The organism is Paenibacillus sp. Soil787 (assembly GCF_001429545.1).
GTDB lineage: Bacteria > Bacillota > Bacilli > Paenibacillales > NBRC-103111 > Paenibacillus_E.
Window position 1 is genome coordinate 171,375 of record NZ_LMSP01000045.1, and the last position, 22,446, is coordinate 193,820.

Below are 22,446 nucleotides of genomic sequence, written 5' to 3' on the forward strand. Positions count from 1 at the left end.
CTAAAAATTCTAAGGAGGAATACGATCATGTCCGAACACCCGATTCAAGGCCTCATGAAAGTCGCCATGGAAAATATTAAAGAAATGGTCGACGTTAACACGATTGTCGGTGATCCTGTTGAAACGCCGGACGGTAGTGTTATTATGCCGATATCCAAAGTAGGTTTCGGTTTTGCTGCGGGCGGCAGCGAATTCGTGACAGATTCTGAAATTGAAATCGAAGGCGGCTTAGCAGGTAGAAGCGATGCGCTGAATGCGAAGGTTGCTCTTCCCTTCGGCGGCGGCAGCGGCGGCGGGGTTTCCATTACACCAATTGCTTTCCTCGTCGTAGGTAAGAATGGCGTGAAGGTTGTTCCACTGGACAATCAAACACATATTCTTGAGCGCCTTATTGATTCCGCTCCGCAAGTGGTGGACAAAATCCAAAGCATGATCAAAGGCTTTGGAGCAAAGACACCTGCCAGCACTATAGGTGCGAACGGAACGAATGTAACCAATATCGAGAATCAAAATTTCATAGTGTAGCTGATTGGTCTTTGTTTGAGCTGTCCTTTGGGGACAGCTTTTTTTGTTGCAGCTCGCCTAGCCAAGTTAGGTTCAACTTAATGATGGAAGTTCAATCGAGGTAAGAGCCAAGTCGCCTCGTAGCTACTTGTTCAAGCAAGTCGAGGAGGTGCTAGAGGGATGGGTGTGAGGGTGGAAAGGCGCTTTACGGTGGGCCGACTTTGAAGTCGTGTTTATACCGCATCTGCCCTGACGGTTTTTCTTAAGTGGCAACTCCAAATTTAATGTTTGAGAGCGACTCCCTTCCCCAAGTCTGTGCTGTGGGTCCCCCCTACTTTATGGAGTACCTTTCTCCCTTCATTGTTGCATCATGTACATCATATACAACAATTTGATCCTACACAGGCCAATTGGCAATAAAAGGGCTCGAAATGTTGTACAAACTGCAACTTCAAGTTGCAAAATAGCCTTTGAGAGTGTGGATTGTTGCAGAAAATACAACATTTGTTAACGACAGCGACTCATTTACATGTATTAGCCACTGTGTTGTTGTCAGAGAGAGGCTAGGAAACCGACTTTTGCGTCCATTTTCTTTACACCTGCTTTTTCCCCTAAAGTAGAAAACGTAGGTATATATATACATGGGCCAATGCCAAAGACACAAGGGTTATTGGAGCCCCCACTTTCAGAAATTCCAAATAACTGAAGCCTTTGCCCTCTTTGGCCGCGAGTCCGGCAACGATAACATTGGCGGAAGCGCCGATAATTGTGCCATTTCCTCCTAAACAAGCCCCTAAAGCAAGCGACCACCAAAGGATATTGATCGGCTCTGAATCAACGGCAAGTCCAAGCCCCTCAGCCATGTCTTTAATTAAGGGAATCATCGTAGCAACGAATGGAATATTATCGATGGTTGCTGATGCAAGACCTGAACCCCATAGAATCAATAATGAAGCGGTGGTGATGTTTCCTTCTGTCACATCTAGAGCTTTCATCGCTAGCGTTTTTATCAATCCAACCTCTTGTAATCCTCCGACTAAACTAAAAAGGCCAGCAAAGAAGAAAATCGTTACCCATTCAATGGAATCAAAAGCTTTTTCGACATCGTGTTCCTTAAGACCGAAAAGCATGAGCAAAATAGCACCGGTTATCGCGATAACGGCAGCATCAACATGAATAATAGCATGAAGCATAAATCCGATAATAGTCAGGGATAAAATAAATAAAGATTTTTTCATGAGCAGCTTATCCTTGATATAATCGCGCTCATTCAGCTCTAAGAGTTTAGATTGCAGAGCAGGATTAGGCCGCAGCTGTTTTCTATACATCATATACAACATGAAAAGGGCAACACCGAAAATAAGGATCGTAATAGGCGCTAGATTAACCAGGAAGGCATTAAAAGTTAAATGCGGATTAGCAGATCCAATCATGATGTTGGGAGGATCACCAATCAGTGTTGCAGTACCTCCTATATTGGACGCAATGATTTCAGACATCAAGAAAGGGACTGGATTAATTTCCAGTATCCGAGTAATCGCAATGGTGACAGGAACGACCAATAAGACGGTAGTCACGTTATCCAAAAGGGCTGAGCCAATAGCAGTTAAAACGGACAATACGAGTAAAATCCGCAGGGGATCTCCTTTAACGGCTTTCGCGGCGCGGATGGCAACGTACTGAAATACACCCGTTTGATTCGTTATTCCTACGAGAATCATCATGCCAATTAGAAGCGTGATGGTCTCCCATTCAATATACTGTTGAAACACTTTGTGCACATCTAAAATACCGGCAAATACCATGATCACAGCACCGAGTAAGGCGATGACCGCGCGATTGACTTTCTCAGAAATAATGAGCGTATAAGTCACGACAAAAATAAGTAAGGCAACCCAAGTTAGCATGTTTTCCTCCTAATATAGGGATCTTTGAGCTATGCTCAAAGTCTCTCCGCTTGTAAGCTTTAGCTTGACTGACTTTGTAATTAAAAATTATTGTGTCCATATTCGAGGAGAACCCAAAAAAACGCAAAAAGAAGCCTGCAGTGGCAGGCTCCTCCGGTGATCTCCATTTTCAATTATTTCTCATTATACGGACTGATTTCTGTTTTGTAAATACGAAGACTTGGACATATCCCCATTCCATAAGCATATACTTGTACAAAGTTTTGGCTAGTTAATAGGTACAAGTTCTTTTGCGTAGGGGGAAACCGATGAAGAAAAGAGTCAGATTTATCCTATTATGGAGCGCGATCATTAGTATACTAGGGGTGCCATTTGGACAAGTGGAGGCAGCGCCGCCTGGCATCCATACGAATGCTGTGGGTGCTTCCCTTATTGATGTGGAGTCAGGCCGTATCCTCTATAGTGAAAAAGGGGACACGCCTATGCGAATAGCCAGTTTGACCAAAATCATGACCGCAATCATTGCGATTGAACAAGGTAAATTGACGGATAAAGTCAAAGTTAGTAAAAATGCGTTCGGCAAAGAAGGTTCTTCCATTTATCTCAAACTTGGCGAAGAAATGCGGCTTCACGATATGCTGTTTGGTCTGATGATGCGCTCTGGAAATGATGCAGCCACCGCTATTGCTGAGCATATAGGAGGAAGTGTGGAAGGCTTCGTCTATTTGATGAATGAAAAGGCGAAGATGCTCGGTATGGAACATACGCATTTCACGAATCCATCGGGCCTCGATGAAGGAGATGGTCATCGCTCCAGTCCGAACGATATGGCTAAGCTGACAGCTTATGCGCTAAAAAATACGGTATTTCAAGACATTGTTTCCACGAAAATCAAGAAAGTACCGAATCCGAATGAAGCTTGGGATTATTCGTGGCTTAATAAAAATAAGATGCTGTCTCTCTTTGAAGGAGCTGACGGTGTGAAAACGGGCTATACGAAGCTTGCCAAGCGCTGTTTGGTCTCATCAGCAACTAGAGACGGCCAGCATCTCGCCGTTGTTACGCTCAATGATCCGGATGATTGGGGTGATCATGCTCGGTTACTTCAATATGGCTTTAAATATTATCCGTTACAAACGATTGTCAAAAAGGGCGATGCCGTGGAGGGCACTCCATGGGTCGTGGGGAGGACGTTCTCCTATCCATTAGCTGAAGGTGAAGCAGCCCAACTGACTCGGAAAGTTGCATTAGTCGATCCTGCTTCTATGGAATACCGGTTAGCAGAACGAGGGACGCTGCAATTTTCACTCAACCAGAAGTCCATTCAAACAGTACCCATCTATGATTCAACAAGTCCGTTACTGCAAACGACCAGTCAGTCTACTTTCTCTTTTAAAGAAGGTACTGCGTATCAAGAAACATGGCTTTCGCACTATGGATATATTTGCAGATTGTTAGTACAGAGCCTGTTCACAGTCTCGGAATCACAATGGGCGGATTAAACAAAACGTAATCTTACGATGCTAGTTTTGCTGAAGCAAAACTCTAAGTTATGCTTACGATGCCAGTTTTGCTAAAGCAAAACTCTTAGGAGGCCATTCGGTATGGTGAATTGGATTTGGCTGTTTTTCATTGTCGTTGGATTCGGCGTGGCGGCAATGAATGGGAATATTGAGACTGTCACACAGGCAGCTTTCGATGGTGCTAAGAGTGGTGTAACGGTCTGCTTTGGATTAATTAGTGTTCTGGTCTTTTGGATGGGAATGATGCGAATAGCCGAGGATGCTGGTCTTCTTAGCAAACTTGCGAGATTATTGCAGCCGGCGGTTCGTTTCTTATTCCCTAGTGTTCCTAAGAATCACCCGGCCATTGGCTACATTATGTCCAACATGAGTGCCAATATTCTTGGTCTCGGGAACGCGGCTACACCTATGGGAATTAAGGCGATGCAGGAGCTGCAAAAGTTGAATCCCGATAAAGACACAGCTAGCACCGCTATGTGTACGCTTTTAGCACTTAACACGTCAAGCATTACACTTATTCCGACGACGCTAATAGCTATTCGGATGAATTACAATTCTTTAAATCCTGCGGAAATCGTCGGCACCACGCTCATTGCTACTATCATTTCGACGGCCGCAGCTATCTTTGTGGATCGATGGTATCGAAGGTCACGCTCCCCCATCCCTCCTTTGAAAGGATGATTACGAATGTATGCCTTCGTTTCGCTCATTTCTTCATGGGCAATCCCAATCATGATCGTCTTCATTCCTTTATACGCGGCCTATCGAAAGGTTCCGGTTTATGAATCGTTTGTTGACGGAGCCAAAGAGGGCTTTGATACAGCTATCAAAATCATTCCCCATTTAGTCGGCATGATGGTAGCCATATCAGTCTTCCGTGCCTCCGGTGCGATGGATTTATTAATCGGCTGGATGCGTCCATTCTTTGAAAGCATCGGGGTTCCAACCGAAGTGCTGCCATTGGCGATTCTGCGTCCGATTACTGGAGCGGGTTCACTAGCTTTTACAACGGATCTTATCGAGCAGTTTGGCCCAGATTCCATGATTGGGCGGATTGCTTCGACGGTTCAAGGGAGTACAGATACGACTTTATATGTGATTACGGTATATTTCGGCGCTATCGGCATTCGGAAGGCAGGTTATGCGCTAAAAGTAGGACTTATTTCTGATTTGGTCGGCTTTGTAGCTTCCATCATCATTTGCTTTTTGGTATTCACTTAGAAGGATTGTTCTAATGCTTCTTGCGAACATCTAACAAGCTCAATATCTCTTCGCTCTTGAGATTTACATGGAACTCCGTTATCATTAGCTTGAGGTGAAAGCGGATCATGGAAAGACTGCAAAAAGTATTAGCCGAAGCGGGGATCGCATCCCGTCGGAAATGTGAGGAAATTATCCTAGCTGGACGTGTTCAAGTGAACGGTGAAGTCGTCACCACGCTTGGCGTGAAAGTAAACACAGAAGAAGATGAAGTTAGAGTTGATGGACGTGCTATTGGTCAACAAAAGAAGATCTACGTCATTTTGAATAAGCCCAAGGGCGTTATTACAAGTGCTACGGACCCAGAGGGACGTAAAGTAGTAACGGACTTCTTACCTGGGATTAGAGAACGCGTTTATCCGGTCGGACGATTGGATTATGATACGGAAGGGTTGCTCCTTCTGACAAATGATGGTGAATTTGCCCATTTACTCACGCATCCCAAACATCATGTTCCGAAAACCTATCAAGCCACTGTAAAAGGGGTACCGCACGGAACGTTATTAGACAAGCTAAAAACGGGTATACAGTTAGAGGATGGCATGACAGCTCCGGCTGAGGTTGAATATGCGGATGTGAATATGGAGAAGAATGAGTCCATCATTCAAATTACGATCTACGAGGGCAGGAATCGACAAGTCAGACGTATGTTCGAGGCCATCTCCTTTCCTGTGATCAAATTAAAGCGAATTAAATTCGGTCCAATCTTTTTAACTGGCTTGCCAAGAGCCAAGTATCGTCACTTGACGCCAAAAGAGGTTGAGGAGCTTAGGAACGAGGCTCTCAAGACACATAACGTTCAAAAAGGCCAATAAGAATTGGCCTTCTTTTCGTTATAATATAAGAATAAACCTATGTGAAAAAACTAACATTGTCAAAAAAAGCGAAGGTGATTATACGTGGGTCCAAATAAGAAATGGGTACAGATTGGGATTTTTGCGGTCGTGCTTATTATTGGCGTGTTTACTATTATTACCAATTTGTCGGCTTCTGACAGCAAGAAGTATCCGCAACAAGGCGACAAAGCGACGAATTTCTCATTAGTCGGATTAGATGGTAAAACGCATGAATTATCGGATTATAAAGGCAAACCGGTTTTGATTAATTTCTGGGGAACCTTTTGTCCGCCGTGCAAAGAAGAAATGCCTGCACTCCAAAAGCAATATGATAAATGGAGCAAAGAGGGCGTGGTTTTCTTAGAGGTCAACGTAGACAAGAATAAAGTAACGGTTCAAAGCTTCATGGATCAATATAAGTTGAATATGCCCGTGCTTCTGGATGCCAAAGAAGTCGTACGAAAGCAGTATGGCGTCATGGATTATCCGACAACCTTCTTTATTGGGACAGACGGCAAAGTGAGCATCAAAAAAATCGGCCAGATGAATGAGACTTTTATTGATGAATCGATCGCGAAGTTAGTTAACAAATCTTAAAATGAACGAATGCTTAAAGTTTCAGGAGGTCATCATGTTCTACAACACCAAATGCGATTGCGGGCATCAGAATCCCACAGGCACTACGCTTTGTGAATCTTGTGGTAATCCGCTGATTGACACGGAGGGCAGAGATATACTGGAAATGCGATACGACGGTATGGCCCGTCGCTCTCAGAAATCGAACCCTACTTTACTAGATAAAGTCTGGAATTTCTTTTCCTCGGTTAAAATAGCGGTATGGATCATTATTTGGACGGTCGTCGCATCTGCCGTAGGCACTATTTTCCCTCAAGAAAATACGTTCTTGGATATGGATCCAGCCCAGTATTATTCGCAAAACTATGGTACACTTGGGACCATTTATCACTTTCTGGGACTCTCCCATACGTTTAGTTCATGGTGGTTCATCACGCTGCTATTCATGATCGGAACATCCCTAGTCATTTGTAGTTTGGATCGGGTGCTGCCATTATATCGAGCGCTATCTAAACAGCAAATACGCAAGCACTTGAATTTTCTCTCGAGACAGAAAGTGACGCTTGTTGCTGATCTGTCGCCGGATACAGATGAGGAAGCTTGGACAAATAAGCTTGGTAATCTTTTGCGTAAAAAACATTACCGTGTACATACAGATGGAACTGCGCTTCTAGCTGAGAAATACCGTTTTAGCCGCTGGGGCCCTTATATCAATCATATTGGTCTCATTATTTTCCTGATCGGTGTGTTAATGAGAAGCATTCCAGGCTGGCATATGGATGAGTACATGGGTATTCTTGAAGGGGAAACCAAGCAAATCCCTCACACTTCCTATTTCATTAAAAATGAAAAGTTCACGTTAGAGCTGTACGACGAGAAAGATTTGCCAGAAAGTATTAAGGCTAAGGGACAAATTGTCCCGAAAACCTATGAAACTCAGGCAGTTTTGTATCATTGTTCTGCGAATTGTGACGATTCATCCAAAGAACCGGTACTTACCGAAGTACACAAAGAGAACATCATCGTGAATCATCCACTTGATTACAAAGGCCTTCAAGCTTATCAATTCGATTATAAGTCTACACCAATGCTCATCTCCGTGAAGCCCACACTTAGCAATCCCGCAACGGGTGAGTCTTATGGAAGCTTTGAATTGCCGATGAATAATCCTAAGGAAGAATATCAAGCAGGTCCTTACAAGCTGACGCTGAAAGGATATTTCCCCGAGTTTGGTCTTGAAAAGGGACAGCCCATCAGCAAGTCGAATGAGCCCAAAGCACCTGCATTTATATTTAGCATCACAGGTCCCGATCTGGCAGCAAATGGCGTACCATACCTATACTTCCCAAGACAAATAGATAAAGAAACGTTTTCCCAAGATACAATTAACGGCCCCATAAGCCAAAAACTGAAGCTAGCTGTCGGTTCCATGGAAGGTGTTCAATTTGCCAATTACACAACCTATCTGAACATTCGTGTAGACAAGGCTATGCCTTATATCTGGGTAGGATCTGCGATATTCATGATTGGTGTGATTATGGGCTTCTATTGGCAGCATCGCCGCATCTGGATTCGAATTGATAGCGGGAAGCTAACTCTTGGCGGGCATACGAATAAGAACTGGTTTGGACTTCGGAATGAAGTGGCAGCAGCACTTAAGAAGAACAATTTGGTAGTTTCACCGAAATCATTAGATATTGGAGGGGACCAGGGGTGAATGTGAACTCACTGAGCAGCACCTTTTTACTTATAGCTTTTTTCGTTTACCTCGTTGCATTTTTATTGTTTGTCCTCTCGATAACGGGTAGGAAATGGAGTAACCGGGACCCCGAACAACATACAAAGCGTTGGGGATTTGTTGCTTTCATAGCTTCATTAGTTGGATTTGCGTGTCACGTGACTTTCTTTTTTACCAGATGGGCGGAAGGTAATCATATCCCGACATCGAATATGTACGAATTCATGACCTTTCTAGGCATGATGATCATGTTTGCCTTCTTGATCGTGTATCTCATTTATCGCACACCTGTCCTTGGTGTATTCGCATTACCCATAGGCTTTATCATCATTGCTTATGCTTCTGTTTTCCCGAGTGAAGTACAACCCTTAATTCCGGCGTTGCAAAGTTACTGGCTTAAGATCCATGTAACAACCGCAGCTACGGGAGAAGCTTTCTTCGGAGTCGGCTTTGCCGGCGGACTGATGTATCTGCTTCGTGCTGTCGATTACAAAGGAACATCCAAAGCAGATAAGCGTGAGCAAAGAGGCGTGGAGCTTACGATCTTTTTTATTCTGATGTTAATCGCCTTCATTGCTTCCATCTTTACTTTTAATGGTTCTGGCTATAAAGCCGTTTTCTCCAAAGAAGTCATCACGATTAATCAAGGCCAACAAGAAACGAGCATACAAAAAGAAACTTATGTATTACCTCCAATTGTGAAGCCATATGATACGAAGCTCGAAGAAATGAAGCCTTTCTTGGGCATGTCGGAACCTTTATTCACAGCTCCATCTTGGATGGAAGGTGCAAGTGCAGGGCGTAAGTTGAATACGGTCATTTGGTCGATTCTTGGAGGACTTCTGCTCTATGGACTCGTACGTGTTGTTGCACGTAAGCCAATAGGAGCAGCGATTGGACCCATCGTCAAAGGAATGGACCCGGAGGATCTGGATGAAATCAGCTATCGTGCCATTGCGATCGGCTATCCGATTTTCACATTAGGCGCATTGATTTTTGCGATGATTTGGGCTCAAGAAGCATGGGGCCGTTTCTGGGGTTGGGATCCCAAAGAAGTTTGGGCCTTAATTACTTGGTTGTTCTATGCGGTATTCTTACATCTACGTCTTTCCAAGGGCTGGCAAGGTAAGAAATCAGCTTGGTTGACAGTTATTGGATTTATTGTTGTTATGTTTACATTAGTGGGTGTGAACCTTGTCATTGCAGGTCTTCACTCCTATGCAGGTGTATAAATCATTCGAACTTAATTAGATAAGGATGTGAAGCTCCATGGAAATGAAAGCTAGCATACTCGTTGTTGATGATGAGGAACGTATACGTCGATTACTCAGAATGTATTTGGAAAAAGAGGGCTATATCATTGAAGAAGCAGAAGACGGTGAGACCGCGCTGCGGATGGCCACAGAAACGGACTATGACTTAGTGCTGCTCGATGTGATGCTGCCAGGTATTGATGGGATTGAAGTTTGCGCAAGGCTTCGTCAAGTGAAGTCCACGCCTGTCATTATGCTGACAGCCAAAGGCGAAGAGACGAACCGAGTGAGTGGATTTGAAGTCGGTGCAGATGACTATGTCGTCAAACCTTTTTCACCGCGCGAAGTCATCTACCGAGTTAAAGCGATTCTGCGTCGTTCTTCGGCGACAGCATACTTGTCCAAGGATGCGAGTTCGAGTAACAATATTGTATTTCCTAACCTCATTATCGAACATGATGCGCATCGCGTAACCGCAGGAGGACAGGAAGTAGCTTTGACTCCGAAAGAATATGAGCTGCTGCACTATTTGGCCGTATCTCCGGATAAAGTGTTCTCTCGTGAGGAACTGCTTAAGGATGTTTGGAATTATGAATTTTTTGGAGACCTGCGTACCGTAGATACTCATGTAAAAAGACTCCGTGAAAAATTAAACAAAGTTTCCCCAGATGCTGCAGCAATGATCACGACCGTATGGGGAGTAGGCTATAAGCTAGAGGTGCCCAAATAACGTGTTTATTTTCAGAAGTGTCGTAGGTAAGCTCTGGTTAACGATTATTGGCCTAGTTGGGGTTGTACTGCTCATACTAGGTTTTTTTCTTGTCAATTACATGGAAAATTATTTCGCTCAAGCGAATGATCAGACGAAAAACTTGAAGAATGTGGCGGTTAAATTCTCGGAAGAAGCTTCGCAGCACATGTATGATGATCAGTTTTATCAATTGAGTAATGAACTGTTAAGCTTCCAAGATGCTAGAATGCTGGTGATCTTCACCGATATGAAGGAAAGGGTTATTCCTTCTATTCAAGGGAGCGAGTTAGCAAATTTCCACGTAACTGATTTTTATAAGGAAGCGGAGCTTCGTGAAGTATTCGCAGGTCAGACGAAATCGGACCAATTCAATAAATCCGGTACAGGGCGATTTAAGGCAGGGGCTGAGTACCTCGTTGTTGCCGTACCTTTAAGAAATCTTCAGGGCACCATCGTTGGTGCAACGCTGCTGTATCAATCTCTACAATCGTTAGAAGCGACTCAGTCCTATATGTTGAGATTGTTTATCTATGTATCCATTGTCGGCTTTCTTATGACGACTTTCTTCGCTTTCTTCTTGTTCTCTCGAATTACAAGACCGCTTCAGCAGTTGAAGAAAGCAGCTGATTTCATCACAATGGGGGAATATGGCACCCGTGTTCCTATCCAATCCAAGGATGAAATTGGCGAGCTTGCCAAAACATTTAATCATATGGGGGAGAAGATGCAGGAAAGCATCCGAGCCCTTAGTCAGGAAAAAGAGCATTTATCAAGTATTCTGCGAAGCATGACCGATGCGGTCATCACACTCGATGCGAATGGATCTGTTATGCTGACCAATCCGCAAGGTGAGAAAATTGTGCAAGAGTGGAGCACGATTGAGTGGTCAGAGGATGATGAGGAGACGAGGCGCTTCCGCAAGCCGGATACAGCGCTCGGAGATTGGGGATTAATGAGCTACAGCAATCCATACTCGAGTCCGATCCCTGTGCCGCTGATTCCGCTATTTGAAGCAGTCGTGGACGAATCGTCGGAAGCGGCTACGAAGCTTCACGTTCAAAACGGCGTGTGGTCCGTCGCGATGACACCGTTATACACGAGCGATCAAGTGCGCGGCGCCGTGGCCGTGCTCCGTGATGTCACGGAGGAGGAGCGTCTCGATAAGCTGCGCAAGGATTTCGTTGCCAACGTGTCGCACGAGCTGCGCACGCCGATCTCGATGCTGCAGGGCTACAGCGAAGCCCTGCTGGATGACATCCCCTCCACGCCGGAAGAGCGCGTGGAGCTGGTGCAGGTCATTCACGACGAGTCGCTCCGCATGGGGCGCCTCGTCCGTGACCTGCTCGATCTGGCGCGGATGGAAGCCGGCCATCTCGAGCTGGTCTTCAGGGAGGTCGAATTCGACTCCCTGGTGAGACGCATGCACCGCAAATTTGCGGTGCTGGCCAAAGAGCGCGGCATCACGCTAAGCGCTGCGCTGCCTGAGGAGCCCCTCATCCTTGGACGTGGGGATGAGGACAGGCTTGAGCAGGTGTTAACGAACCTGCTCGATAATGCTTTTCGGCATACGGCCTCTGGGGCACATATTGCCATTAAGGCAGAGACCGCCGTCTACAAGGATCGCCCGGCGATCCGCATTGAGGTCTCCGACGAGGGGCAGGGGATTCCTGCCGACGACCTGCCGTTCATATTTGAACGCTTCTACAAGGCGGATAAAGCCCGAACGCGCGGTTCATCGGGTGGTACAGGGCTTGGACTTGCCATCGTGAAAAATATCGTAGATGCCCATCACGGCAGTGTGACCGTTCAAAGTACATTAGGACAGGGAACTACCTTTACTTTGCTTTTACCATGTGAGCCTTAATAAGCTATAAATAACGAAATTCGACATAAGAAGAGGCGTTTGCTGAGAAAACTCACAGCAAACGCCTTTTAATTTGTAGAATATTCAGACAAAATCTTGTTGTTCGTGAAACACTTTGTTACCTAATCGCTATTAGGTTATACAGTAAGTGCACGAACATTCACGATTTCGGCTTGTGTTGTAAGATCAGCCAGTACTTCAGCAGGAGCTGATTTATCAATAGTTAGGACCATGATTGCTGATCCGCCAATGACTTTACGGCCTACTTGCATCGTTGCGATGTTCACATTGTTGCTTCCTAGAAGCGTACCGACACGGCCAATAATACCTGGTTTGTCGTTATGGGAAATCAACAACAGGTTACCTTCTGCTGCGAAATCAACCGGATATTGATCGATACGAACGATACGTTCTCCGTAGCCAGCAAGTAATGTACCTGCAAGTGTTTTCTCTTCTTGCTTCGTTTTTACAGTAACTGTAACAAGATTTGTAAAGCTGTTGGATGTGTTGGATGTTTGAACAACGATATTCACATCACGTGATTTAGCCAAGTGCATGGCATTCACGATATTAATAGATTCTAGTTGGTTCTCGAACACACCTTTTACGATGTAACGTGTTAATTGACTTGTATCTACATCAATCAAATCACCCGCATAGTTTACAACGATTTCATAAACAGCGCCTTGTGCGATTTGACCAAGAATGGAGCCGATTTTTTCACCGAGTCCAAAGTAAGGTTGAAGTTTATTTAATACATTAGCTGGTACTGGCGGTAAGTTAACTGCATTTTTGAATGGTTCGTTACGCAGGATATGAAGGACTTCTTCAGAAACGTCAATGGCCACGTTTTCTTGCGCTTCAATTGTAGAAGCACCAAGATGAGGGGTCACAATGATTTTAGGGTTGTTCAAGAATGGGTGATCCTTTTGTGGTGGCTCTACTTCGAATACGTCGAAAGCAGCTCCGGCTACAATTCCTTGATCAATCGCTTCAACCATCGCCATTTCATCAATAATACCGCCGCGTGCACAGTTGATAAGGCGCATACCTTTTTTCATAATTTCGAATTGCGGTTTGGAGATCAGGTGGCGTGTTTCTGGCGTTAGTGGCGTATGAACCGTGATAAAATCAGCTTTTGCAACAATTTCATTAACTGTTCCAAGCTTAACGCCAATTTTCTCAGCGCGTTCTTCCGTCAAGAATGGGTCATACCCGATGACTTCCATACCAAATACTTTGGCGCGTTTAGCGACTTCGCTGCCGATACGTCCCATCCCGAGAATACCGAGCGTTTTGTTGCGAAGCTCAACCCCGATAAATTTACGATCCCATTCGCCGCCAACTGTTTTCTTGTATGCTTGCGGGATCATACGTGCAGTTGACATCATCATGGCAAATGTAAGCTCACAAGTAGCAATCGTATTTCCATCCGGTGCGTTGATGACGATAATACCGCGTTTTGTTGCTGCCTCCAAATCAATATTATCTACACCAACACCTGCGCGGCCAATAACTTTAAGCTTCGTCCCGGCATTCATGATTTTCTCAGTAACTTTCGTTTGGCTGCGAACTAGCAGGGCATCATACTCGCCGATGATGGCAATGAGTTCATCTTCAGAAAGGCCAGATTGCTTCACTACTTCTACATCGGTTGCATCATAAAGCATTTGAATTCCCATGTCACTAATTGGATCGGATACTAGAACTTTGTACATAATTCGAACCCTCCTTAGAATATGAACATAAAAAAACTCCCAACCCCTCAGGTACAGACACGTATGTCTGTAGCCAAAGGGACGAGAGATTGCTTTCGTGGTACCACCCTAGTTCGCTGCCCATTCGCATGGGAAGCCTCAATTGGTCTTGCGACCTGGAACTGTAACGTGTTCCTATCCCGATTGCATCTACTTCATTCAATGCAATAACTCTGGAGTGCTCCGCAAAATGTTCGCTACCGATTCGCACCTACCATCGGTTCTCTGAAAGCTACTTTACTTGCTTGGCTCCGTCAACGCTGTGCTGTGATATAGAATTTTCATAAGATTAACATGCGTTTGAAATCGTGTCAATACATGTCGAATCAATTTCACATGAAAGTCATAATTGAAATTTGAACGACTGATTTTCCAAAGCTTTTCATTTATTTTAAAGCAAGGACGCTTAGAAAGCAATGCTATTTCGCTTGTATTTTAGCCTGATTTTCGCTATTGTACTCGTTAAACAGCAAATAAGGAAGGAAGTGCCGTCATCGACATAACGAGTATTCGTCCAAATAAATTCCTTGAAGCATTGGAGCAGCAAGAACTGAAAGATAGTATGATTATCGACGTAAGGGAACTTCATGAATGGGAGTTTTATCATCTGGAAGAAGCAAAGCTTATCCCGATGCAGCAAATCCCACATCGGATGGGTGAACTGCCAGATGATCGGGATATTTATCTCGTATGTGCACATGGTGTGCGCAGCTATCGCGTTGCTGAGTATTTGCTTGCGAACGGTTTTGATCGTGTCATTAATGTTGATGGAGGGATGGCAGCTGTCGCCATGCTTCGCGGTTTCCAATATGATTAAAATCAAAAGCCGAGCGCATCTGCGCCCGGCTTTTGATTCAATTCACATCTGAGAAAAATGGAAGCTGTGGAAGCAGCTCGTTGGCATACAACTTTGATTTCCCTTTGACAAAGTCTCCTGGCCGAACGGCATTTGTGCTTAACAATAGATCCATCGTTTGATTGACATCATTCACATTCATTTTCTTAGCTTGACCTGAGGCAATGAATTCATCAATACGTATCGTCAAATCCTGTGGGTAAAAAGGGGCAAATGCTTTATACTTAAGTAATTTTGCTGTTATGTAAAGATTTTTGACGTTAATGTTCATTGCACGCCATTGGTCCAAATTGGCATTATTATTTGTATCGAAATTCTCAATATCGTGATCGATCGTTCCGTTCCAAGCAACGATGGAATCAAAATAATTTTTCTGAGCCGTCAAAGCTTGTGTTTTCGCTTCTAGGAAGTAGGCATCCTTCTGAATGACATCGAGTAATTGTGGGCTAGTAAGTCCGTTGGCCTTGCTCTGATAATTTTTTAATGTATCAGCAAAAAGTTTTAAGCTTTTGAGATAGCCTTGGTGAGACTGAACAAGCAGCGGTGATGAAGCAGGCATGCTCTTTTTTTGCAACTCCATATATTTCTCGTCAGCAAGCTTGTACAACTCTTTAAGAACCGCAGAGGCATCGACTGTAGAGTTGCCTAATTCGATTTGACTCATCAACTCAAACCATTTATTCTGAAATTCCCTAAAGGGCAAAAAGATGGTATGGTAATAAGATACGAGTACTTGTTGGTCGTAGGCTCCAAATTCCTGAACGACAGCCTTGTCCGCGTGCAATATTTCATCGTATTTTTGATCTGATTTCTCCTGGCCGACTCTTAATCCATAGAAAAAGGCGCCAAGTATACAAACAAGCATAAAGATAAACATGAGGGCGAATAAATAATCAGTGCGGGTTAGACGTTTATCCATAATTAAAGCTCCTTATTCTCTCTTTTTCTTTTAACTTAGTATAGGGGAAATAGCTATAAAAGGGAATATGTGAGGAAAAGAGGCAGCTTCATTGAAAAAATTCGATTTTAAGAACATTCGCTTCGGGAAAGTTGATGTGAATGAATTAAATGACCGAACATTATTGCTTAATCTTTACATAACTCAACTGCTTACGCTTATTATCGGTATTATCATCTTGTTTTTTCAGAGCAATCATAAAATTCTTTCCATGTTCACTTTTCAAGGGGGCTGGAAGATTCTCATATGGGGAAGTTTATTTGCTCTACTTGTCCTAGGGATCGATATTTTGATTTCTAGGTGGGTGCCTAAGGAAGTATCAGATGATGGTGGAATTAATCAAATGTTATTCGGGAATCGACCTGTATGGCATATCGCTTTGATTTCTCTCATCGTTGCGATCTGTGAAGAAGTGCTGTTTCGAGGAGCGATTCAGCATGCATGGGGTCCTTATTGGACCAGTATTTTGTTTGCGGCGATCCATATTCGGTATTTGCAGCATTGGTTAATGACAGGAATGGTTTTCAGTATAAGTTATGGTCTTGGATGGATTTATCTTCAAACTGGGAGCCTGTGGACTCCGATCATCGCTCATTTTATCATTGATCTTGTAATGGGCTGCATACTTCGATACAGCAAGGAGGAAGAACAGGGCACATGAGTGTGAGGGAAAGATCACCTTTAGGGTCTGATCGGAGGCCATTAGAGGTACAGGAAGATGATACGTACTTACCGCCGCGTAATGCTGTGCATCCCTCTGATCGAGGGAAATGGACGCGTATATTCTATCTTATTTTACTGTGGTTATTCATTATTCTTGTGGTTAGTTTAACGGTTTGGGGCATTAAATATTATTCTTGAAAACTAACATATAACAATCTACCTAAGTTGTGTAAAAGAAGCGGAGAAGCTATGATAGATTCATAGTTTCTTTTATTTTTTCCACAGTTTCTTTTTAACAGGAGGATGCAGCGATTATGTTGGCGAAACACACGGCAAGATGGATTTTTAATGTAAAATTAATTGCTATTGTATTTGTTTTATTTTCAAGTATCTTTTGGTCAGCGAAACCGTCATATGCTTTGTCTTATGGAACTTTGTCTTACCCGCAAGGCGATGTTGGACTCTTACGTCCAGACATTGGAGTAACGCTTGAGCTTAGTGAAGGAAAAACGCCGGAAAGCTATCATTTTTATTTAAACGATAAGGAACTCAATGTTAGTTACGATCCCGTTTCCGTTAAATTTGTATATCGTCCTACGGCTGATTTATTGCCTGGGAACTATAATGCTCGTTTAGTGCTGTCTTTTAATGGCTATCAGCCTATTACAATTAATTGGACATTTACTGTTATTAAAGGGGCGGTTTCGTTAACGTCTGAAACGAGCAAAGAGCAGGAGGATGGGCTTCAGGCGATCAATGACTATCGGGCTAAATTGGGGCTGTCGAAGGTCAAATTCAGCGATGCTCTGAATACAGCAGCCCAGAAGCATGCACAGTATTTATCTCGAAATAAAATCGATCCTATTCGGACGTCTGTTTCTTTGCATGACGAGGATCCATCGCTGCCTGGGTATATCGGCAAATCATTAAGAGATCGAGTACAATTTATCGGTTATTCGCGTTCAAGCAGTGAGGATGTAGCTTACAATCGTGTTAGCTTAGTTGAAGCTATAGATAGTCTATTTGATGCCCCTTATCATCGTTCGCCTTTCATGGTGCCAGGACTCGTGGAAATCGGTGTGTTTAAAGATGGCGATTATCATGTTATTGAATTTGGTTTCTCAGACGGGATTGCTCCAGAACTAGTTGTTTCACCAGGAAATAATGATGTGTATGTGCCAACCGTATTTGATGGCCATGAGACTCCGGATCCAATTCGTCTGCATACTGGGTTTGAATATCCGGTTGGCTATCCGATCATGGCTTCCTTGAACGGTCCAGGAGTGAAGAAGGTAAGTTTGGATGAGGCGGAGTTAAAAGATGAGAGCGGTAAGGCTGTCTCTCTACTGAAGAATGAGCCGGGTAAAGATGATCATCTGGATACCGAAGTGATCATTATGCCTTCGAAACCACTGGAATTGGATATGACCTATAAAGCCAAAATCAAATTGACTGCAACTATGGAAGATGGAAGTACAAGACCTTATTCGAAAGAATGGACATTCCGCACAGAACCTCGGATTGGTGTTGGTGTACTTAAACTTCATAAGGATGCTGTTGCTTACACGCTGCAAATGGCTAATTTCGGGTTAAACCGCAGTCATCTGGTTTCATTTGGTTTAAATGAGGACAAGTATCTACTTGATTTAATTCCTTACCCAATGAAGCAAAAGCCATATATTCAAGAGGGGACCTCGTACCTTTACATTAGAGACTTGGCCGCGGCACTAGGTGCAACTGTTGAATGGGACGACAACCAGAAAGCTGCTATTTACAAAAAGAAAGACAAGACGATTATCTTCTATACGAACCGAAATGCGTATAGTTTGAATGGTGTTGAGTATACAACAGAATCTGCTGCTAAGCTTATTCATGAAACAACGATGATTCCGGTACGGCTGCTTTCTGAAACGCTTGGAGCGAAAGTGACCTATGAGGAAAGTACAAGAACAGTGAATATTAGTTATTAAACAACAAGAGCCCTGCAGCACCGACACATGACGTGTGGGAATTGCAAGGCTCTTTTTCTCATTTCATTTCTAGCTCAATGGCGTTCGGATCTACGAAAGAATATCCTTTTTCCTCAAGTTGGGTAAGAAGTGTGTTTAAGGCTTTCACTGTCCAGGGCAGCTCGTGCATCAAAATATTACTACCGGGATGCAATTGCTTCATCACATTTTCGATCACTTTACCGGAATCATTATTTTTATTCGTCATATCCCAGTCTAAAGAGCCATTGGACCATGTCATATAGAGCATCTTATTGTCTTTCACTTTGGTTTTCAAATAATCATTGCCCGAACCATAAGGAGGCCGGAAAAATACGGGCGCTTGCCCTGTTAATTCTTTTACGATCTTTTGTACATCATCCACTTGCTGGTCAATCTTTTCATTGGTCATGCTTTTCATGTTATCGTGGTCCCAGGCATGATTACCAATCAGATTACCGCTGTCATGAATGAGTTTGACAAGTTCGGGCTTTTGTTTGATACGATATCCATTCAAGAAGAAAATTGCCTTGGCATTATGTTTTTTTAGGATGTCGATTAATGCCTGATTCATGGCTTGTTCTTTAGGACCGTCATCAAAGGTTAAAAGAACAATCTTTTTATTTCCATTGGGATCGTTTGGTACAATATCATAGTTTTTGTTCATATGATATTCTTTTTTGACGGCTTCTGGAGCTAATGGTGCCGCTGTTGGTGTTGGAGTTGGCAGGGGTGTTGCTGAAGGTACAGGACTCGGTGTAATTGTGGCGACAGCTGCCGGTGTAGAGCTAGTTGTTGCGACTGGACTTGTCTGGTTCGCACTGCAGGCTGCTAATAAGATCATGACACTCATCATTAGTACACTGGCTTTTTTGTTCATTATCCTTCGTTCTCCTCAAATCTTTATACTTATAGGTCTCTACCTATAGTACCACATTTCGCTCATAACATATCTCCTTTGTTTTCCTCTTGCTTTTACGTATGCCCTCTTAGAAAGTCGCACAACCTATGAAGGATTCATACTAATTGACATGGAGGGAGACCAAATGAAAATAGGTACATTTTTGCTCGGCGGTATTGCCGGTGCGACGGCGGTTATATATTTGAATCGTAAAAGTAAATCAATGTTGTTTTCAGCATTCAGCTCGTCCAGTGAATCGATGGGTAAAGTTGTTGATAAAGCAAAGGACTCGTTGGTGAACAAATCATTTGGAAATTCGGCAGCCAAAAGTTTCTCGACTTCAAACTCGAATGGCCTGAATCAAGTTGAAAAAATTGTGAAAGAAGATCCTCATTTGAAAGCAACTGTCAATGAAATCATGCGTGAAAATAAAGAAAGTTCATCGACAATCCAATGAACATAAGTTTAAGCACAGTCCGGCATACCCAAGGTGCCAGCTGTGCTTTTCTTTTTATACATAACTTGCGCGTGCAATTGCACGCAATTAATGTTAACATGATAGGTGAAAACGAAAGCGAGATGCATGTCCATTTCGTTCTCAAAGGTTCACCTTTTTGTATTTTTATCATATTCTGTTTTAATAAGATGACCATGCTTTCGATGCAAGCTTTCCAGTCGGAAAGCTCAAAGGAGGATCCTATCATGAAAATAGAACGCTTAAGTCAGGATAAGATACGGATTTTCCTAACATTCGATGACTTAACTGAACGCGGTATTCAAAAGGACGACATGTGGAGAGAAATTCCCAAAGTACACGAATTATTTAGTGAAATGATGGATCAAGCCTATTCAGAGCTCGGATTTGACCCTTCCGGCCCGCTTGCTGTTGAGGTATTTGCACTCCCGGCACAAGGAATGGTTGTAATTGTGACCAGAGGGAAGCTTGATTTGTATGCAAACTCAGATGCATATGATGATCATGAAGCTGAAGAAGTGTATGAAATGGAAGTAACGCTTGAACAAAGCGATTTAGTCTCCTATGCTTTCCGTGATTTTGAAGACCTGGTGCGTGTATCCAAAGTAATTAATCCCCTTCTCATGGAAGGCGGTACCCTTTATTCCTACAAAGGGAAATATATTTTACAACTCGAGCCTGTTGACCTCGAAGAAACGAAATACCAAGCGTTAATTGCAGTCTTATCTGAATTTGGTGAAGCCGCTTCCGTTACCCAAGCTGTGCTTGAAGAGTATGGGAAGACCATCATTGCAGATGATGCCGTTAAGGTGCTCTGCCGTCATTTCAAATAAGGCCATCTTCCTTACTTTTTGATGTAGAATGAAACAAGCATTTTCAAAAACAATTGTTTTTGTGGATGCTTGTTTTGTTAGTAGATAAGAAAGTATAAGTTTTATACTTTTGCTTCGCATCTGCCTTGACAAAAGCGCTCGTCCCTGAAGGACGACGAAGTCGTTAATCCTTGGTTAATTGTGATCATTTATCAACGTAGCGAAGAGATAATGGGGGAGACCTAGATGACTAGCATAGATCTCAAACGACTGGCGCCTACTCTGGCTGCTGTTGATTTGGACGGGTTATTGGCCTATTACCAAAAACAGCTCCGCGAGGAGGCTTATTTCTATTTACAAAAAAGAGGCATAACGGAAGAAACGGTTATACAGTACCGTATCGGCTTTGAAATTGGCAAAATAGGATTCTATGTTAATCAGAATCAGCTAGGTGATTACTTCGAACATAGAGTTATTGTTCCAATCCGGAACTACGACGGCGAAGTTGTCGATCTTATAGGACGCTCGATAGACAATAGAGAACCGAAATATAAACCCTTGTATGGTTTAGATCAGTATCTATTTAATTATTCAGCACTTGAAGATTCAGATGAAGTTGTTCTTTGCAACGGGATTTTCGATGTCCTAACCTTAACCCAGGCCAAAATGCCAGCTGTTTGTGTACCTGATAACGGTATTTTTAAAGAACAGCATTTGTCATTATTTACCGGTAAACGGGTTTATATTTGCCTGGGGAATGATGAGACCGGAAGAAGGGATTCTGTACGTATAGAAGCCCTATTAAGGGAACAGGGCAATGAGACGTATATTATAAATTTACCCGAAACAATTCGGGATATTAACGATTTATTCATTAGAGCTCAGAATCCGGTTGAGACTTTTCTTGCATTAGTGAATCAAACCGTTGAGGAAACAAGGCTAGTCCCTGTAGCTCCAGATATTAAAAATAGCACCGTTTATTTAGAAGAATATATGAAACGGTTCCGCGGTCAAGTCGCTAGTATCCGCACTGGCTTTGCTAAGCTGGACCATTTACTTTTCGGCGGCTTCGGGAATGGCTTGTTTTTACTAGCAGGTTCAGGCTCCATTGGCAAGAGCATGCTGCTTAAACAAATCGCTGATGAACTTGCTTTGGAGCAGAATCCGGTCATTTTTGTGTCATGGGATATGACAAATTTCGAACTATGGGCACGCAGCATAGCAAGGATTATTGGCATAGCTCCACAGAAAGTGCTCGGGGGCAAAGTTGATCCTGAACAGGTAGCGGAAGCTAACAAGCAATATGTGAAAATCAGCAAAATGCTTTGGATGCTTGAATGTACGATGGATACAACGCTCGATCAAGTAGCCGCTTCCATTGAACGGATTGCGGCTGTTGTTGGCAAAGAGCCTGTAATTTTCATTGATCATTTGCAGCGTATTCCTGCAGCTAAAGGGGTAACGCCGCTAACTTGGGAGCAGCAGCAGGCTGCGATCGCCTATACGCTTAAACAATGGTCCAGAGAATGGAATTGTCCGATTATCGCAGCTACGGCTTTAGAGCTTGGCCAAGAGAACGTGCCTGACAACGTGCAAGCTTCAGCAGATGTGGTCATGATTATGCAGCCTAGTGAAGCAGAAGAGGATCAACCGCAGTCCTTATCGCTTGTATTGAAGAAGAATCGTAATGGCACAATAGGGAATATCCCACTCATTTTCCACAATGATCGTGCTTTGTTCACCGAATAAGACATAGAAAAGTCATTTGAAAATGACTATAATGTTTATATTATGTATGGATCTTAGTGGTTCTATATGTTATTG

General features: G+C 43.3%; 21 protein-coding genes and 1 other annotated feature. Of the genes, 17 read left to right on the forward strand and 4 right to left on the reverse strand.

Annotated elements, in window-relative coordinates; translation table 11 throughout:
- Positions 1-27: 27 nt before the first annotated feature.
- Positions 28-525, forward strand: coding sequence for a GerW family sporulation protein (gene ytfJ / locus ASG93_RS29515; RefSeq protein WP_056837994.1), 498 nt, complete (start codon positions 28-30; stop codon positions 523-525).
- A 590-nt stretch (positions 526-1,115) separates the two neighbouring features.
- Here the strand turns inward: ytfJ and ASG93_RS29520 are convergent.
- Positions 1,116-2,411, reverse strand: a complete 1,296-nt coding sequence (locus ASG93_RS29520; RefSeq protein WP_056837996.1) for an ArsB/NhaD family transporter — start codon at positions 2,409-2,411, stop codon at positions 1,116-1,118.
- 308 nt (positions 2,412-2,719) lie between these two features.
- Here ASG93_RS29520 and ASG93_RS29525 point away from each other — a divergent pair, with 308 nt between their 5' ends.
- From ASG93_RS29525 to ASG93_RS29565, 9 genes are all read left to right on the forward strand, one after another.
- Positions 2,720-3,913, forward strand: a complete 1,194-nt coding sequence (locus ASG93_RS29525) for a D-alanyl-D-alanine carboxypeptidase family protein (protein ID WP_056837998.1) — start codon at positions 2,720-2,722, stop codon at positions 3,911-3,913.
- A gap of 102 nt (positions 3,914-4,015) precedes the next feature.
- Positions 4,016-4,615, forward strand: coding sequence for a nucleoside recognition domain-containing protein (locus ASG93_RS29530; protein ID WP_056838000.1), 600 nt, complete (start codon positions 4,016-4,018; stop codon positions 4,613-4,615).
- Between the two features lie 6 nt (positions 4,616-4,621).
- Entirely contained in the window at positions 4,622-5,155 is a 534-nt protein-coding gene (locus tag ASG93_RS29535) for a spore maturation protein (protein WP_056838002.1), read from the forward strand.
- A 107-nt stretch (positions 5,156-5,262) separates the two neighbouring features.
- Positions 5,263-6,009, forward strand: a complete 747-nt coding sequence (locus tag ASG93_RS29540) for a pseudouridine synthase (RefSeq protein ID WP_056838004.1) — start codon at positions 5,263-5,265, stop codon at positions 6,007-6,009.
- An 84-nt stretch (positions 6,010-6,093) separates the two neighbouring features.
- Positions 6,094-6,627 carry a redoxin domain-containing protein gene (locus ASG93_RS29545; protein ID WP_056838006.1) on the forward strand — a complete coding sequence of 178 codons (534 nt, stop codon included), beginning with the start codon at positions 6,094-6,096 and terminating at the stop codon, positions 6,625-6,627.
- 34 nt (positions 6,628-6,661) lie between these two features.
- Positions 6,662-8,323: a cytochrome c biogenesis protein ResB gene (locus ASG93_RS29550; protein ID WP_056838008.1), complete on the forward strand. Its 1,662-nt coding sequence runs from the start codon at positions 6,662-6,664 to the stop codon at positions 8,321-8,323.
- Positions 8,320-9,576, forward strand: a complete 1,257-nt coding sequence (ccsA, locus tag ASG93_RS29555; RefSeq protein WP_056838009.1) for a cytochrome c biogenesis protein CcsA — start codon at positions 8,320-8,322, stop codon at positions 9,574-9,576. The genes ASG93_RS29550 and ccsA overlap by 4 nt, the downstream gene beginning before the upstream one ends.
- A 37-nt stretch (positions 9,577-9,613) precedes the next feature.
- Positions 9,614-10,327 carry a response regulator transcription factor gene (locus ASG93_RS29560; protein ID WP_029192975.1) on the forward strand — a complete coding sequence of 238 codons (714 nt, stop codon included), beginning with the start codon at positions 9,614-9,616 and terminating at the stop codon, positions 10,325-10,327.
- Between the two features lies 1 nt (position 10,328).
- Entirely contained in the window at positions 10,329-12,212 is a 1,884-nt protein-coding gene (locus tag ASG93_RS29565; protein WP_056838011.1) for an ATP-binding protein, read from the forward strand.
- A 137-nt stretch (positions 12,213-12,349) separates the two neighbouring features.
- Here the strand turns inward: ASG93_RS29565 and serA are convergent, their stop codons facing one another.
- Complete coding sequence (gene serA, locus ASG93_RS29570) at positions 12,350-13,930, reverse strand: phosphoglycerate dehydrogenase (protein ID WP_056838013.1); 1,581 nt, start codon at positions 13,928-13,930, stop codon at positions 12,350-12,352.
- 74 nt (positions 13,931-14,004) lie between these two features.
- Positions 14,005-14,236 (reverse strand) — a binding site (T-box leader).
- A 268-nt stretch (positions 14,237-14,504) separates the two neighbouring features.
- Between serA and ASG93_RS29575 the strand changes: the two genes are divergently transcribed.
- Positions 14,505-14,786 carry a rhodanese-like domain-containing protein gene (locus tag ASG93_RS29575; protein WP_268796069.1) on the forward strand — a complete coding sequence of 94 codons (282 nt, stop codon included), beginning with the start codon at positions 14,505-14,507 and terminating at the stop codon, positions 14,784-14,786.
- A gap of 37 nt (positions 14,787-14,823) precedes the next feature.
- Here the strand turns inward: ASG93_RS29575 and ASG93_RS29580 are convergent, their stop codons facing one another.
- A complete protein-coding gene (locus ASG93_RS29580; protein ID WP_056838017.1) occupies positions 14,824-15,744 on the reverse strand; it encodes a hypothetical protein in 921 nt (306 codons plus the stop codon).
- 91 nt (positions 15,745-15,835) lie between these two features.
- Between ASG93_RS29580 and ASG93_RS29585 the strand changes: the two genes are divergently transcribed.
- From ASG93_RS29585 to ASG93_RS29595, 3 genes are all read left to right on the forward strand, one after another.
- Positions 15,836-16,444, forward strand: coding sequence for a CPBP family intramembrane glutamic endopeptidase (locus ASG93_RS29585; protein ID WP_056838019.1), 609 nt, complete (start codon positions 15,836-15,838; stop codon positions 16,442-16,444).
- Complete coding sequence (locus ASG93_RS29590) at positions 16,441-16,644, forward strand: hypothetical protein (protein WP_056838021.1); 204 nt, start codon at positions 16,441-16,443, stop codon at positions 16,642-16,644. Before ASG93_RS29585 ends, ASG93_RS29590 begins: the two co-directional genes overlap by 4 nt.
- Before the next feature lie 116 nt (positions 16,645-16,760).
- Positions 16,761-18,416 (forward strand): stalk domain-containing protein, encoded by a 1,656-nt coding sequence (locus ASG93_RS29595; RefSeq protein WP_056838023.1) that lies wholly within the window; start codon positions 16,761-16,763, stop codon positions 18,414-18,416.
- 58 nt (positions 18,417-18,474) lie between these two features.
- Here the strand turns inward: ASG93_RS29595 and ASG93_RS29600 are convergent, their stop codons facing one another.
- Positions 18,475-19,314 (reverse strand): polysaccharide deacetylase family protein, encoded by an 840-nt coding sequence (locus ASG93_RS29600; RefSeq protein WP_056838025.1) that lies wholly within the window; start codon positions 19,312-19,314, stop codon positions 18,475-18,477.
- A gap of 166 nt (positions 19,315-19,480) precedes the next feature.
- Between ASG93_RS29600 and ASG93_RS29605 the strand changes: the two genes are divergently transcribed.
- The 3 genes from ASG93_RS29605 to ASG93_RS29615 all read left to right on the forward strand — a co-directional run bounded on the left by ASG93_RS29605 (position 19,481) and on the right by ASG93_RS29615 (position 22,371).
- Entirely contained in the window at positions 19,481-19,792 is a 312-nt protein-coding gene (locus ASG93_RS29605; protein ID WP_056838027.1) for a hypothetical protein, read from the forward strand.
- Between the two features lie 245 nt (positions 19,793-20,037).
- Positions 20,038-20,643 carry a genetic competence negative regulator gene (locus tag ASG93_RS29610; protein WP_029192986.1) on the forward strand — a complete coding sequence of 202 codons (606 nt, stop codon included), beginning with the start codon at positions 20,038-20,040 and terminating at the stop codon, positions 20,641-20,643.
- 225 nt (positions 20,644-20,868) lie between these two features.
- Positions 20,869-22,371 carry a DnaB-like helicase C-terminal domain-containing protein gene (locus ASG93_RS29615; RefSeq protein ID WP_056838029.1) on the forward strand — a complete coding sequence of 501 codons (1,503 nt, stop codon included), beginning with the start codon at positions 20,869-20,871 and terminating at the stop codon, positions 22,369-22,371.
- Positions 22,372-22,446 lie beyond the last annotated feature (75 nt).